Origin of the sequence: Actinosynnema sp. NPDC050436, from assembly GCF_040655415.1 — a bacterium.
In the GTDB taxonomy this organism is placed as follows: domain Bacteria; phylum Actinomycetota; class Actinomycetes; order Mycobacteriales; family Pseudonocardiaceae; genus Actinosynnema.
In genome coordinates this window covers 86,501-99,507 of the sequence record NZ_JBFAJV010000007.1, presented here as the reverse complement: position 1 = coordinate 99,507, position 13,007 = coordinate 86,501, and the positions used below count along the sequence as shown (strand labels likewise).

The following is a 13,007-nucleotide window of genomic DNA, read 5'->3' as shown; positions in this document are numbered from 1 at the left end:
TCAGCCCTGCTCGGCCAACGCCTCGCGCAGGCTGCGCGGGCGCATGTCGGTCCACACCTCGTCCACGTGCGCCACGCACTCGTCACGCCCGCCGGTGAACCCCTCGTCGTGCCAGCCCGGCGGGTTCGGCCGGTCCGCGTGCCAGATCGAGTACTGCTCCTCGTCGTTCACGACCACCTTGAACATCTCTCGCCCTCCGTCGTCAGGTGTTGCGGCGCAGCTTGGGGATGGTGCGGGCGGGTTCGGCCGCCGGCTGCTGCGCGCGCAGCGACTCGACCACGGCCGCCAGCCCGGCGACCGTCGGCGTGTCGAACAGGCTGCGCATCGGGAGCCGGACGCCCACCGCCTTGCGGATCTGCGCGATGAGCTGCACGGCCACCAGCGAGTTGCCGCCCAGCTCGAAGAAGTCGTCGTCCACGCCGACGTGCTCGACGCCGATGGTGCGGGCCCAGATGCGGGCCACCAGCGCCTCCGTGCCGGTGGGCTCGTCCGCCGAGCCCGCCACGGCGGCGGGCTCCTCGGCGGTGTCGGCGACCGGTGCGCCGATCCGGGCGGCCAGGTCGGCGACCGGCTCGGTCGCCACGACCACCTGGGGCCCGAGGTCGGCGGCCAGCACGCGGCGGAACGCCTCCGCGCCGTCGACCGGCGCGATGCCCCGGCCGCCCGGCCGGTCCACCGGCTCGGCGGGCGGGTGGCCGGCCAGGTCGCGGGCCACCGCGCCGGTGTCCACCCGCCGCAGCGTGAAGTCGGTGACCACCACCAGCGGGGTGCCCGCCTCGTCCGCCAGCAGCAGGTCGGCGGTCAGCACCTCGGGCGAGGACGCGGTGTGGCGCAGGTGGCTGAGGAACCGCGCGGGCAGCGGGGCCAGCACCTGCACCCGGCCGTAGCCCAGCGGCAGGTACGAGCCCTCGCCCCGGCTGCCGAACGACGTGGCGACGTCGAGCAGCGCCGGGTGCAGCACCCAGCGGTCGAAGTCGGCCAGGGCCTGCGGGGACGCCTCGACCAGGGCCAGCTCCTCGCCGTCGCCGACGTGCGCCTCCCGCAGCGCGGCCCAGCGCGGGCCGAAGGTGAGCGCGGAGGTCCGGCCCCCGGTGCGGAACGGGGTGCCGCCGTCGTCCACTGCGGTGCAGCGGGCCCTGACCGCCGCCGCGTCCAGCCGGTCCGGTGTGGGCGGACGGGTCCAGCCCGCGCTGCCCCGGACGTGCTCGCGGCGCACGCCGTCGCGCAGGCTGGTGACCGCGAACTCGGTGCCGTCGAAGGTGACCCGGTACTCGGCGGCCGACCCGTCGGGCACGGACAGCGGTTCCAGGAACGCCACGTCGGTCAGCTCCACGACGGCGTCGTCGTCGGGCGCGGGCAGGCACCGCACCACGGCCGCGCGCACGTTCTCCAGGTGCCCGGTGCCGGGCACCACGCCGACGCCGGCGATCCGGTGCTCGTCGAGCAGCCAGTGCGTCCCCGGGCTGATCACGCCCCAGCAGGCCGTCTCGCCCCGGTGGTCCAGCACGGGGTGGTCGACGGGCGCGGAGACCTCCGGCGACCGGGTGCCGGCCAGGCCGTCGACCACCATGCCGACGTCCCGCCAGCCGCCCCAGTCCAGCGACAGCACCCGGCACGGCCAGCCGTGGTCGCTGCGCGCGTGGGCGTCGAGGAAGGCGTTGGCCGCGCAGTAGTCGACCTGGCCGAAGCCACCGAACACGCCGGTGACCGACGAGCACAGCACGACGAAGTCCAGCGGCAGGTCGCCGAACACCGCGCGCAGCGCGAGCGTGCCGGCCAGCTTCGGCGCGAGCACGTCCCGGGCCACCGCCGGGTCCTTGGCCTCGGCGACGCCGCCGCCCGCGACGCCGGCGGCGTGCACGATCCCGTCGAGGCCGCCCAGCTCGGCGTCCACCCGCTCCCGCACCCCGCGCAGCGCCGCCGGGTCGGTGACGTCGGCGGCGAGCACGAGCACGGTGGCACCGGCCCGTTCCATCCGGCGCACGGCCTCGATCGCCCGGCCGGTCCGCCCGGCCGGCCCGTGCACGGCCAGGTGGGTGTCCCACTCGGCGCGCGGCGGCAGGCCGGCGCGCGACACCAGCACCAGCCGGGCCGCGAAGCGCTCCGCGAGGTCCTCGGCGAGCGTGGTCCCGATGCCGCCGAGGCCACCGGTCACCAGGTAGCGGCCCCTCTCGCGCAGGGCACCCGGTCCGCCGGCGGGCAGCGCCACCTGCTCGTGGTCGAGCACCCACCGCCGGCCCGCGCGCAGCGCGACCGACGGGCCGGTCGAGCGCAGCTCGGCGACCAGCCGCGAGGTCGCGTCCACCACGTCGAGGTGGCGGGCGGTCAGCCACGGCAGCTCCAGCGGGAGCACCAGCGCGAGGCTGCCCAGCGGGGCCTGCTCGGGCCGCACCAAATCGGGGCCCAGCACGTCCCGCGCGCCCGCCGTCACCAGGTCCAGCCGCACGTCGGCGACCTCGTCCCGGCCGGCCAGCGCCCGCACCCAGCGCAGCACGTCGAAGAAGCCGGTGTCCTGGGCCCGCCACGCGGCGTCGGGGTCCTGGCCCGCGGGGGCGGCGTCCAGCCCGGCGGCGTGCACGACCCAACCCGCGCCGGGCACCACGTCGGCACCGGGTGCGACCTCGGTGACCGCCACGCCGTCCGCCCGCAGCTCGCGGGCCAGCTCCGCGCCCCGCTCCCCCGCGACGACCACCACGGCGTCGGCGGGTCCGGCTGCGGACCGGGGCAGCGGCGGGAGCTGCCGCCACGTCGGCACCGCGAACCACTCGTCCAGCGGCAGCGGTCCGGTCCTCGGGGCGGCGCTCCCGGTTCCGGTGCCGTTCTCGGGCGAGGGGTCGACCCAGTGCCGCTCGCGCTGGTAGGGGTAGGTGGGCAGGGGCACCCGGCGGCCGGCCGGGCCGAACCGGGCCAGGTCGTGGCCCGCCAGCCACAGCCGACCCGCTGCGGCGTACAGGGTCGCCACGTCCCGGACGCGCTCCTCCGGGCCGGGCAGGCTCGGCAGCGGCGGCAGCGCGCCGGCCGGCAGCAGCCTGCGCGCCAGGCCGGAGAGCTGGCGGCCGGGGCCGCACTCGACCAGAGCCCAGTCGCCGTCGGCGAGCAGCGACTCCAGGCACGCCGCGAAGCGCACCGGCTGCCGCAGGTGCGCCGCCCAGTACGCCGGATCGGTCGCCTGCTCGTCGGTGATCGGCAGGCCGGTGACGTCGGAGTGGAACGGAACGGCCGGTGCGCGCCTGGGCACCGCCGCGACGGTGGCCGCGAACCGGTCCAGGACAGGATCCACCATCGGCGAGTGGAAGGCGTGCGAGGTGCGCAGCAGCCGGCAGGAGACGCCCTGCGCGGCGAAGCCCTCCGCCAGCGCGGCCACCGCCCCGGTCGGACCGGACACGACGCACGCGCCGGGCCCGTTGACCGTGGCGACGGCGCAGCCCGTCCCCGCCAGGCGCGCGGTGACCTCCGCCTCGTCCAGCGGCACGGACAGCATCGACCCCTCGGGCAGGGACTGCACCAGCCGGCCGCGCTCGGCCACCAGCCGCAGCGCGTCGGCCGGCGCGAAGACGCCGGCGAGCGTGGCCGCGACGTACTCGCCGACCGAGTGGCCGATCATCGCCGCCGGCTCCACGCCCCAGTGCCGCCACTGCGCGGCCAGCGCGTACTCCAGGACGAACAGGGCGGGTTGCGCGTACTGGGTCCGCCCCAGCGGCGAGTCATCACCCGGTGTGAACATCACCGTGCGGATGTCCAGGCCCAGCACGGGGTCCAGGGTCGCGGCGCACTCGTCGACCACCGCGCGGAACACCGGCTCGGTCGCGTGCAGCTCCGCGCCCATGCCCGCGTACTGGGAGCCCTGGCCGGTGAACAGGAACGCCACGCGCGGCGGCGTGCCCCGGGCGTGGCCGGTGACGGGCTTGCGCAGCGCCTTGACGGCGGCTCCCGCGTCGGCGGCGACGACGAAGGCGCGGTGGGGGTGCGCGGTCCGGCCCACCCGGAGCGTGTGCGCGGTGTCGGCCAGATCGGTGCCGGACGGGGTGGCACCGGCCAGATCGGTGCCGGCGCGGTCGGTGTCGGCCGCCAGGTGCTCGGCCAGCCGCCGCACGGCCTCGGACAGCGCGGCCTCGGCGCGTGCCGACACCTGGAGCAGGTGCGCCGGGCGGGCCGCCGCAGGGGCCTCGGCCCGGGGCGGGGCCTCCTCCAGGACCAGGTGCGCGTTGGTGCCGCCGATGCCGAACGAGCTGACCCCGGCCCGGCGCGGCGTGCTCCCGGCCTCCCACTTCGACAGCGTGGTGGCGACGTGGAACGGGGTGCTGCCGATGTCCAGGGCCGGGTTGACCGACTCGAAGTTGACCGTGGGCGGGATCAGCCGGTGCTCCAGCGCCAGCACCGCCTTGATCAGGCCGACCACGCCCGCCGCCTGGCTGAGGTGGCCGAGGTTGGACTTCACCGAGCCCAGCGCGCACCACTGCCGGTCCCCGGTGCCCTGCCCGTAGGCGGCCGACAGCGCGGCCACCTCGATCGGGTCGCCCAGGGCGGTGCCGGTGCCGTGCGCCTCGACGTACCCGACCGTGCGCGGGTCGACGCCCGCGACGGCCAGCGCCTGCGCGACGCACTCGACCTGGCCCTCCACGCTGGGCGCGGAGAAGCCCACCTTCTCGGAGCCGTCGTTGTTGACCGCGTTGCCCAGCACCACGGCGCGCACGTGGTCGCCGTCCGCGACCGCGTCGGCCAGCCGCTTGAGCACCACCACGCCGACGCCGCTGCCCCACAGCGTGCCGTTGGCGCGCGCGTCGAACGGCCGGCAGTGGCCGTCGGGCGAGGTGTAGCCCTCCATGCCCTGGTAGCCCTTGCCGTGCGGCAGCTCCACGCACACGCCGCCCGCCAGCGCCATGTCGCACTCCCCGTTGCGCAGCGCCTCGACGGCCAGGTGCACGGCGACCAGCGACGTCGAGCAGGCGGTGTGCACGGTCAGGCTCGGCCCGCGCAGGTTGAGCTTGTAGGACACCAGGGTCGCCACGTAGTCCGGGTAGTTCGAGCTGGAGATCGCCAGGTTCCCGGCGGCCTGCTGCCACAGCTCCTGGTTGCGGACCAGGTTCGTCCACTGGTAGTGGTCGGCCCCGGTGCCCGCGTAGACGCCGATCGCGCCGGGGTGGCGGGCCGGGTCGTGGCCGGCGTCCTCCAGCGCCGAGTGGGCGGTCTCCAGGAACAGCCGGTGCTGCGGGTTGGCGAGGGCGGCCTCGCGCGGCGACATGCCGAACAGCCCGGCGTCGAACTGCTCCAGGCCGTCGACCACGGGCGCGGCGGACACCCAGCTCGGGTCGTCGAGCTCCTCCTCGGTGACGCCGAGGGCGAGCTGCTCCTCCCGGCTGTAGAAGGTGATCGACTCGACGCCGTCCACCAGGTTGCGCCAGAACCGGTCGAGGTCGTCCGACCCCGGCACGCGCGCCGCCATGCCGATCACGGCGATCGGTTCGACGCCGTCGCCCGTCTCCTCGTGCGTCATGTGTCGATCTCCTGTTCGGAGGAGCGGGCGGTGGGCCTGCGCCGGGCGCGGCCCTTGCGGGCGGCGGCCCGCTGCGCCGCCCCGGCCAGCCGGCCGTCCCGCGCGGTGCCGTCCAGGTGCGCGGCCAGGGCGCGCACGCTGGGGTAGCGGAACAGGTCCACCACGGAGACCTGCCGGTCGAACAGCGCGGCCAACCGGGTCTGGACCGCCACGACGGCCAGCGAGTGCCCGCCGACGTCGAAGAAGTTGTCGGTCGCCCGCACCGCGTCCAGCCGCAGCACCTCGCGCCACACCCCGGCCACGGCCGCCTCCGTCGCCGTGCGCGGCTCCGCGCCGCCTGCCGCGACCGGCGGCGGTCCCGGTGGTGCGGGGGTGTCCCGGAACCGGGGCCGCGCGGTGTCCGGGCAGTCGGCGGCGACACCGGCCACCGGCCGGTCCCCGGCGGCCACCAGCGCTCCGAGCAGCCGCAGGTAGTCGGCGAGCAGCGCCTCGACGCGGGCCCGGTCGTAGAGGTCGGGGTTGTACGCGGTGTCGAGCGCGAACCGCCCGTCCCGCTCCACCAGGTAGACGGTGAGGTCGAACGGCGAGCCCGGCGGCGCGACCGGCACCGGCCGGGACCGCACGCCCGGCAGCGCGAGCCGGGGCTCGGCGAAGTTGAAGACGTTGAACAGCACCTGCACCAGCGCCGACCGGGCCGGGTCGCGCGGCACGCCCAGCGCGTCCACGATCCGCTCCAGCGGCGCGGCCGGGTGCCCGGTGGCGCCGAGGAACTCCTCGCGGCAGGCGCGCACCGCCGCCGCGAAGCCGGCGTCGTCGTCGACCCGCAGGCGCACCGGCACCACGTCCACGAAGAAGCCGACCAGGTCTTCGACACCGGCCTCCGCGCGGTCGGCGACCACGACGCCCACCACGTTGTCCGGCCGCCCGGTCAGCCTCCGCAGCACCTGGCCGAACGCGGCGAGCAGCACCAGCGACGGCGTCGAGCCCCGGGCACCGGCGAACTCGCGCACGGCCTCGTCCAGGCCGGGCGGGAACGCCGCCGAGGCGGTGGCGCCCGCGTAGGTCTGGGCCGGCGGGCGGGCCCGGTCGCGCGGCAGGTCGAGCACCGGGGGCGCGTCGGCCAGGTGGTCGGCCCACCAGGCGAGGTCGGCGGCCCCGTCGCGCCGGTCGCGGTCCGCGCGCCACACCGCGTAGTCGGCGTACCGCACGGCCGGCGGCGGCAGCGCGGCCCCGGCGTACGCGGTGGCCAGGTCCCGGTAGAGCACGGACTGCGACCAGCCGTCGGCGACGGCGTGGTGCAGCACGAAGGCCAGCACGTGGTCGTCGGGGCCGAGGCGGTGCAGCACGGCCCGCCACACCGGTCCGGCGGCCAGGTCGACCGGCGTGCCGGCCGCGTGCGCGAGCCGGCCGGGCAGGTCCGCCTCGCCCGTGTCGACCACCGGCAGCGGCACGTCCGCCGGCGGGTCGCAGACGGCGACGGGCACCCCGGCGTCGGCGGTGATCCGCCAGCGCAGCACGTCGTGCCGCTCGGCGACCGCGCGCAGCGCCCGGCGCAGGGCGTCGACGTCCAGCGGGCCGTGCAGGCGGTCGGCGAACGCGATGTTGTAGGCGGCGCTGTCGGGGGCGAGCTGGTCGAGGAACCACAGCCGGCGCTGCGACGGCGACAGCGTCGGCGGGTTGCCGGTGGCCGGTGCGGGGCCCCGGCGCGGGGCGGCCCGCCGGACGTGCGCGGCGACGGCCCCGAACGTGCGCAGCGCGAACACGTCGCCGGCCCCGATCTCGCGGCCCAGCTCCGCGCGGACGGCGGCGAGGAACCGCATCACCGAGATGGAGTGCCCGCCGGCGGCGAAGAAGTCGTGGTCGTCGGCCGGCGCGGTGCCCAGGACGCGCTGCCAGATCGCCGCCAGCGGGTCGCCGGCCGCGCGCGGGTCGGCGGGCGCGGTGCGGACCGCGTCCGCCGCGAGCGCGCGCAGCCGGGCGCGGTCGAGCTTGCCGGTGGCCCCGTCGACCGGCAACCGGTCCAGCCGGACGACCCGGCCCGGCACCATCGCCGGAGTCAGCCGCCGCGCGCAGTGCTCGCGGACCGCCCGCTCCGGCGGGGCGTCCGGGCCGTCCACGAACGCCACCAGCTCCACACCGGACGGTCCGGGCGCGGCCTCCACCGCGACCGCGCCGACCGCCGGGTGCTCGCGCAGCACGGCCTCCACCTCGCCCGGTTCGACGCGCTGGCCCCGGACCTTGACCTGGCGGTCGCGCCGGCCGAGGAAGTCCAGCCGCCCGTCCGGCCGCCGCCGCACCACGTCCCCGGTGCGGTAGAGCCGCTCCCCCGGCACGCCGGAGAACGCGTCGGGCACGAACCGGTCGGCGGTCAGGCCCGGCCGGCCGAGGTAGCCCCGCGCCACGCCCGGCCCGCCGACGAGCAGCTCGCCGACCGCTCCGGGCGGCACCTCCACCCCGTCCCCGTCCACCACGTGCACCCGGTGGCCGGGCAGCGGGGCGCCGAGCGGCAGCGGGTCGGTCCACCGCCCGGTCACCTGGTCGGCGAGCACCACCACGGTCGTCTCGGTCGGGCCGTAGATGTGCCAGAACCGCCGGCCGGCCGACCACCGCCCGACCAGCTCCGGTTCCACCACGTCACCGCCGGCCGCCACCACCCGCAGGTCGGGCAGGTCCGGGTCGAGCAGCCGCAGCACGACCGGGGTGACCACCAGCAGGGTGACGCGGTGCTCGCGCAGGAACCGGTGCAGCCGCGCCGGGTCGGCCCGGTCCTCGGCCCCGACCAGGTGCACGCAGCCGCCGGCCGCGAGCGGCGCGAACACGTCGAAGGTGAACGCGTCGAACGCGTAGGAGGACAGCCCGGCCGTCCGGGCGAGCGCGTCGGCCCCGACCGCCGTCGCGGACCGGGTGGCGAACGCGACCGCGTTGCGGTGGGTGGTCAGCACGCCCTTCGGCCGGCCCGTCGAGCCGGACGTGTAGATGACGTGCGCGAGGTCGTCCGGCCCGGACGAGTCGACCGGTTCGGCGGTGCGGTCGGGCACCGGCACCAGCGGGTAGCCGTCGAGCGGGCGGTCCGGCCCGTCGACCACCAGCGCGGCGACCTGCGCGTCGGCCGCGATCCCGGCCAGCCGCAGGCGCGGCAGCGCCGGTTCCAGCGGCACGTACGCGGCACCGGACATCAGCACGCCGAGCACCGCGACCACCATCGACGGCCGCCGGTCCACGCACACGCCGACCAGCGCGCCGCGCCCGACCCCGGCCGCGCGCAGCCGGTCGGCGAGCGCGCCCGCGCGGCCCACCAGCTCGCGGTAGGTCAGCGAGTCGTCCCACTGCCGCACGGCGACCGCGCCGGGCGTGCGGCGGGCCTGGGCCAGGACGAGCGCGGGGACGGTGGTCATCGGGCGGCCTCCGGGTCGACCAGGTGCAACCGCAGCTCGCTGGAGTACCGGCGGCCCTCCGCGTCGGTCAGCCAGTGCTCGCCCACGTCGGGCAGCACCTCCGAGACGGTCACCGCCGCCGCGCGGTCGACCCGGGCGGCACCGGCGACCATCGTGCACAGCGACGCGGCGTGCAGCGGGCTGGTCAGGTCCGCGAAGACCGGCTTGACCTCGGTGCCGAGCTTGACGAAGACCCGGTCGGGCAGGCCGAGCGCGCGCCGCCAGCGGCGCACCGCGAGGTAGCGCTCCCGCTCGCCCACCACGTCGGCCAGGCCGGTGTCGGCGACCGTGGTGCGCCAGGTCTCGCGGGCCACGACCAGCTTGTCGACGGTGATCCGGGGGCTGTGCGGCCGGCCGTGGACGAGCTTGAACCCGTCGACCGCGTGGATGGCGAGCAGCGCCGAGAAGACCTCCAGCAGCGGCCAGGTCCGGCCGTCCGGCGCGCGGGCGACCAGGTCGGGCGTGACCACGACGGACGTGGCGGGCAGCAGCCGGTCCGGGTCGCCGCCCGGCGCGGGGCCGATGCCGAGCTGCCGGTCCCCCGGGCCGTCCAGGGTGTGCGCGACCCGGCCGGAGTAGCGCGGCCAGTCGACCGGGTGGAGCGGCCGGACCCGGTGCCCGCCGAGGTCGTCGGCCAGGTGGCGGGCCAGCGCGGCCGGGTCGGGGTGCCACTGGGTGAACACCGCGCAGTCGAAGGTCGGCCACGCGGTGTGCAGCTCGCCCAGCACGACCAGGTAGTCGCCCCGCTCGACGGCGGCCACGTCGGCGGCGCAGAGCTGGAGGTCGGGGCTGTGCAGCCGCCCGGCCGACCAGCCGGGGCGGTCGGCGGGGAACGCGGCAGCGGCGGCGGACGCGAGGTCGCCCGCCGCGAAGTGCAGCGGACCGCACCGCCCCGAACCCGCGCCGTTCGCACCCACGCCACTCGAACCCGCGCCACCTCGGCCGGCGTCGCCCGAACCCGCGCCACCTCGGCCGGCGTCGCCCGAACCCGCGCCGGCCGGACCCGCGCCCACGCCAGCCGCGCCGGCACCGGCCGGACCCGCGTCGCCCCGACCCGCGCCGGCACGCACCGCCTCGGCCGGACCTGCGTCGGTGTGCCGGGGTGTCGGGTCGTCCAGGCCGAAGAGCGTCGCCCAGCGGGCGGCGAACTCGCGGGCCACCGCGTCCACGGGTCGGTCGCCGGTGCCGAACAGCGGGCCCTGGGCCAGGTACCACAGGTCGGCCAGGCGCACCTCGTCCTGGTCGCCGGCCAGGTCGTCGTACAGCTCGCGCAGCGCCGCGCCGTACGCGTCGGCCAGCTCGGCGGTCAGCCAGCGCGCCGCGCCGAGCAGCAGGGCCAGCGGTGCGGCGAGGTCGGCCAGCAGCCGCCCGCCGACCACCACCTCCACGTCGCGGGCGGTGTCCTCGAAGCACAGCGCGCGCCCGGCGTAGGTCCGGCCCTCCCGCCGCCGGGGTGACCGGCCGGTCACGGCGGTGAACTCGGCGTCGAGCCCGGCCAGCGCCTGCGCGAGCCGGTCGGGGTCGCCGGCGGCCGACGCCACGGCGTCCCGGGCGGTGGTCAGCCGGGCGAGGTCGGCGCGGGCCCGCTCCCGCGCCTGCGGGTCGCCGATGCCCGCGACCAGCGCGTGCAGCGCGTCCTCCGCGCCCGGTCCCTGCGGCAGGTCGCCGTGCCAGCTCAGCAGCCCCCGGTCGGCGAGCCGTTCCAGCAGCAGGTGGCCGTCGTCCGCCGTGCGCACGACGCCGCCGTCGACCAGGTCTGCGATGACCGACCCGGCCGGCCGCCGGCCGTCGCAGCGCACCAGCGCCGCCAGGTCGGCCGGGGCCAGCGGCAGCGGCGGCTGCACGGGCCGCAGCACCCGCCGACCCGCCTCGTCCACGGTCAGGTGCGGGTGCCGCGCGGGCGGCAGCCAGCGGCGCACCGCCGGGTCCTCGGCCAGCCGGCGCGCGACGGCGGTCAGCGCCCAGTGCTCGAAGCGCACCGCGCGGGCGCGCAGCAGGCCGGGGCCGGGCCGGGTGGTGAGCGGGGGCGCGTCCGGGTCGACGGTCGCCCACGCGGCCGGGCCGAAGAACCCGATGGTCTCGTTCTTGGCGCAGTACCGCTGCCAGTACCGGACGACCAGGCGCTCCCGCTCGCGCCGCTTGTTGCGCCGGGGCTCGTCGGGGTCGGCGCGCAGCAGCCCGTCCAGCGCGGCGAGCGCGGCGGTGCTCTGCCACGTGACCGCTTCGCGCAGCGCCGGGTCGGCGGCCAGCTCGCGGCACACCGCGCTGCCCGCCGCGAGCGCCCGCTCGAACTCCGCGTCGAACGCCGCTTCGTCCCCGCCGGCCAGGAACGCGTCCGCCGCCTCGGCGGCCCCGGGCGCGGTCGTCCCGTCCAGCCGGTCGACCGGGAAGCCGGTGCTGCGCAGCACGGCGTCGCGCCACACCGACCAGCCCGTCGTGCCCAGCGGCACCAGGTGCCCGTTCACGGCGCCACCTCGACCCAGTGCCGGCGCGGGTGCAGCGGGTGGTGCGGCAGCGGCACCACGCGCCCGCCGGGCACCCGGCCGACCTCCGCGTCCTCGACCGGGCCGCCGGCGGCCACCCCGTCCAGCCAGGCGATTGCCGACGGCAGGTCGGGGCACGTCCGCACGGCCCGGCAGGCGTACCGCGCCCGGCCGGCCAGCGTGTGGGCGACGTCGTCCAGCCGCAGCCCCGGCTCCGCCGCCAGGCGGGCGGCCAGCCGCGCGGCGAGCAGCCGCAGCGCCTCCGGGGTGCGGGCCGAGACGACCAGCGCGCGCGGACCGGCGGGGGCGGGGCGCGGCGGGTCGAGCGGGGCGCGCTCGACGACCACGTGCGCGTTCGTGCCGCCGAGCCCGAACGAGCTGACGCCGGCCCGGCGGTCCGGCCGCGCCCACCCGGTCGTCTTGACCGGCACGAAGAACGGACCGCCCGCGAGGTCGGCCTCCGGGTTGGGCACGTCGTGGTGCAGCGTGGCGGGGATCATCCCGTCCCGGACCGCGAGCACCGCCTTGACCAGCCCGGCGACCCCGGCGGCGGCGTCGAGGTTGCCGAGGTTCGACTTGACCGAGCCGAGCGCGCACGGCCCCGCCGACCCGCCGAAAGCCTGCGCCAGCGCGGCCACCTCGATCGCGTCGCCGACCGGCGTGCCGCTGCCGTGCGCCTCGACGTACCCGATGTCCGCGCCGGTCAGCCCGGTGCTCGCGAGCGCCTCGGCCACCACGGCGACCTGGCCGTCCAGCCCCGGCACCGCGAACCCGGCGCGCGCCGCGCCGTCGTTGTTGACCGCCCAGCCGCGCAGCACCGCGTACACCTGCGCGCCGCGTTCCAGGGCGTCCGCGAGCCGTTCCAGCACCACGACGGCGACCCCGCTGCCGTAGCCGCTGCCCTGGCCGTCGGCGTCGAACGCGCGGCACCGGCCGTCGGGCGACACGAGCCCGCCCGGGGTGTGCCGGAACCGGGGCTCGGTCACGCTCACGCCGCCCGCCAGCGCCACGTCGCAGCGGAAGTCCAGCAGGTTCTGCGCGGCCGTGCACACCGCGACCAGGGAGCTGGAGCACGCGGTCTGCACGGCGAGGGCGGGTCCGGTGAGGCCGAGCCGGTAGGCGACCTGGGCGGGCAGGTAGTCCGGTGCCCAGCGGGCGGCGAGCCGGTCTTCCCAGTCCTCGGTGCCGGCCGGCAGCCGGAACAGGAAGTACCGGTTGGCCGACGCGCCCGCGAACACGCCGACCGCGCGGCCGGGGTCGGCGGGGTCGACGGCCGCGTCCTGCAACGCGACCCAGGACTGCTCGACGAACAGGCGCTGCTGGGGGTCCATCAGCCGGGCCTCGGCCTCGGGCACGTCGAAGAACGCGGCGTCGAAGTCGGCGACGCCCGCCAGCCGGCCGTGCCCGCGCACCAGGCCGGGGTCCGCGATCAGCGACTCCGGCACGCCGAGCGCGCGCAGCTCGTCGTCGGTGTGGTCGTGCACGGCGTCGACCCCGTCGAGCAGGTTGCGCCACAGCGACGGCACGTCGGGGGCACCCGGGAACCTCCCGGCCAGCCCGACCACGGCGATCTCGTCCCCGCTGTACCCCATGGGC

At 77.9% G+C, this 13,007-nt stretch carries 5 protein-coding genes; all 5 read right to left on the bottom strand.

Annotated elements, in window-relative coordinates:
- The 5 genes from AB0I60_RS19005 to AB0I60_RS18985 are packed head-to-tail and all read right to left on the bottom strand — an operon-like array spanning window position 1 to window position 13,003.
- Window positions 1-186, bottom strand: coding sequence for an MbtH family NRPS accessory protein (locus AB0I60_RS19005; protein WP_360731498.1), 186 nt, complete (start codon window positions 184-186; stop codon window positions 1-3).
- Between the two features lie 16 nt (window positions 187-202).
- Window positions 203-5,494 carry an SDR family NAD(P)-dependent oxidoreductase gene (locus AB0I60_RS19000; protein ID WP_360731496.1) on the bottom strand — a complete coding sequence of 1,764 codons (5,292 nt, stop codon included), beginning with the start codon at window positions 5,492-5,494 and terminating at the stop codon, window positions 203-205.
- Entirely contained in the window at window positions 5,491-8,889 is a 3,399-nt protein-coding gene (locus AB0I60_RS18995; protein WP_360731494.1) for an amino acid adenylation domain-containing protein, read from the bottom strand. Before AB0I60_RS18995 ends, AB0I60_RS19000 begins: the two co-directional genes overlap by 4 nt.
- Window positions 8,886-11,393 (bottom strand): lantibiotic dehydratase, encoded by a 2,508-nt coding sequence (locus tag AB0I60_RS18990; protein ID WP_360731493.1) that lies wholly within the window; start codon window positions 11,391-11,393, stop codon window positions 8,886-8,888. Before AB0I60_RS18990 ends, AB0I60_RS18995 begins: the two co-directional genes overlap by 4 nt.
- A complete protein-coding gene (locus tag AB0I60_RS18985) occupies window positions 11,390-13,003 on the bottom strand; it encodes a beta-ketoacyl synthase N-terminal-like domain-containing protein (protein ID WP_360731491.1) in 1,614 nt (537 codons plus the stop codon). The genes AB0I60_RS18990 and AB0I60_RS18985 overlap by 4 nt, the downstream gene beginning before the upstream one ends.
- Window positions 13,004-13,007 lie beyond the last annotated feature (4 nt).

Bases quoted from the DNA above. Each gene is read 5' to 3' on its own strand.
- AB0I60_RS19005 (WP_360731498.1), bottom strand. From the start codon at position 186: ATGTTCAAGGTGGTCGTGAACGACGAGGAGCAGTACTCGATCTGGCAC.
- AB0I60_RS19000 (WP_360731496.1), bottom strand. From the start codon at position 5,494: ATGACGCACGAGGAGACGGGCGACGGCGTCGAACCGATCGCCGTGATC.
- AB0I60_RS18995 (WP_360731494.1), bottom strand. From the start codon at position 8,889: ATGACCACCGTCCCCGCGCTCGTCCTGGCCCAGGCCCGCCGCACGCCC.
- AB0I60_RS18985 (WP_360731491.1), bottom strand. From the start codon at position 13,003: ATGGGGTACAGCGGGGACGAGATCGCCGTGGTCGGGCTGGCCGGGAGG.